The 2134-nt window shown below is 64.4% G+C and carries 1 protein-coding gene and 2 pseudogenes; all 3 read right to left on the reverse strand.

What is annotated here, in order from left to right; genetic code table 11:
- Positions 1-411 (reverse strand): annotated as a pseudogene (locus tag BG842_RS27130) (DEAD/DEAH box helicase); the annotation flags it as partial.
- Positions 411-1467 (reverse strand): annotated as a pseudogene (locus BG842_RS04720) (site-2 protease family protein); the annotation flags it as partial. The pseudogenes BG842_RS04720 and BG842_RS27130, both read right to left, overlap by 1 nt.
- Positions 1468-1587: 120 nt before the next feature.
- Positions 1588-1977: an AEC family transporter gene (locus BG842_RS31075; RefSeq protein ID WP_254662906.1), complete on the reverse strand. Its 390-nt coding sequence runs from the start codon at positions 1975-1977 to the stop codon at positions 1588-1590.
- Between the last annotated feature and the right edge of the window lie 157 nt (positions 1978-2134).

Genomic DNA, 2134 nt, shown 5'->3' on the forward strand with positions numbered 1-2134 from the left:
GGATGTGTTGACATTCGTCGTACACGATGAGCCCCCACCGTCGCTGGTCGAACAGCTGGCGGTGGCGGTCCATTCCGGCGGTTTGGTAGGTCGCAATCGTCACCGGGCGGACGTTCTTCTCGCCGCCGTGGTACTCGCCGACCTGCTCCGGCGTGAGGCTGGTGCTGGCCGCAGTTCGTCGCGCCACTGCCCGGCGAGTTCCCGTCCCGGAACCAGAATCAGGCTCTCGCCGGAGACGGCTTCGAGGACGCCCATCGCGGCCACCGTCTTCCCGCTCCCCGGCGGGCCGACGAGGACGCCGGATTTGAGGTCGACGAACTCCTCGACCCACTCGCGCTGGTAGTCGCGCAAATCGAGGGCGCAGGTGATATCGAGGTCGTCCCCGGTTTCCAAGTCGCGTTCGTCCTGCACATCGCCATCCGTTTCGCATCGAGGCCGTCCTCGTTGACGGGGTTCGCCGGGCCGACGTACGCGAAGAACATCGACAGAAGCCCCAGATGACCCACAGCACGGTCGCGTTGCTCACGTCGAGGACGTAGAAGACGTAGGCGGCGAGGCCGAATAGCATCGCGGGGACGAGGGCCGCGATACTTTCCTGGCGTCGCCAATCATCGCGCGAACGATGTGGCCACCGTCGAGTTGGCCGACCGGGATGAGGTTGAGGAAGGTGACGAACATGCCGACCCACCCGCCGATGACGACCGGGTTGACCGACCGCGACGGGTCGTCGAAGGTGAGCGGTTGCCCCATCACGGCGGCGATGCCCTTGAGCAGGGGCGGGTAGCCGAACTGCACTTCCATGGTGTTCGCGCTGTTGATGACCGACTGCGGGACGGTCACGGGGTCGAGCGTCAAACCGACCGCGGTGACGACGACGGTCGCAACGAGGCCCGCGATGGGGCCGGCGACGCCGATGTCGAAGAGCGCCTTTCGGTTGGGCATCTGGCCCTTCATCCGGATGACGGCACCCATCGTTCCGATGATAGAAAGCGGAACGGGGATGAAATACGGGAGACTCGCCTCCACACCGTGGTAACGACTCATGACGTAGTGACCCAGTTCGTGAGTCCCGAGCACGCCCATGACGGCGAACGTGAACGGCCACGCGGTCATCACGGCCCCGACCGGGTTCGAGACGGGATTGACGTGGTACCACAGCGTCCCCGCCCACAGCGTCGAGAGAACGGTGGCGAGAAACAGGACGACGTTCTTCCACGGAACCCCGTTCGGGCCGAGGTGAACGGGTTCGGCGACGAGGACGTACTCCCCCATCCGCGTCGAAAGCGAGACCTCGTATCCCTGTTCACGAAAGAGCGGCCAGACGGTCTGCATCAGTCGCTCTTGGGTGACGAGGGGTTCCCCGTAATAAACCAACTGCTCGCCATCAGTTCGAACGTCGTACACCCGAAACACCGAGCGTAACCGTTCTAGTGAGGGACCTGCCTCGGGCGGCTCCGTTGAAGCCATTCGGTCCTACTACGGAACGAATGGGTATAAACCCCTAGACGACGGCGCCGGACTGCAGGATGGCGATGAGGAGCGTCAGGACCGGGACGCTCGCGAGCGTGCTCACGAAGATGGCGGTGCTCACGTACTCCGGGCCGGAAAGCCTCCCGCTCGACCCGTGGTCGTATTCGATACAGAGGATAGCGGCGTCACGGCGGCGGGCATCGCACATTCGAGAACGAACACGCGTGCGACGGTGACGTCCGAAAACCCGAGCAGGAAGACCACGCCGACGGCAAAAACCGGGGCCACGACGAGCTTCAAGACGTTCGAAACGCCGACGCGTGCCACGGCCGCCCCCGAGTCGGTGTTCGCCAGTTGAATCCCGAGCATGAGCAACATGATGGGAATCGCGGCGTCGCCGGTCAGTTTCAGCGTGCTCATCATCGCCGAGTCGGCGGGCGGGACGACGCCGAGGAACCGGACGACTCCGGCCGCGAGGACAGCGTAGACGAGCGGGAGTTTGAACACCTCCCGAACGGCGGCGAGGTTCGAGGTTTCGTCGCCGCGCGAAGCGATGTAGACGCCGAGGGTGTAGGGTCAAGACCGACTGGGCGGCGATGTAGAGAATTGCGGTACTCCGCCCGACGCCATCGAAGGCGAACTGCGAGAGCGGAATCCCGTAGTT

Origin of the sequence: Haladaptatus sp. W1 (genome assembly GCF_001723155.1) — an archaeon.
Lineage (GTDB): Archaea > Halobacteriota > Halobacteria > Halobacteriales > Haladaptataceae > Haladaptatus > Haladaptatus paucihalophilus.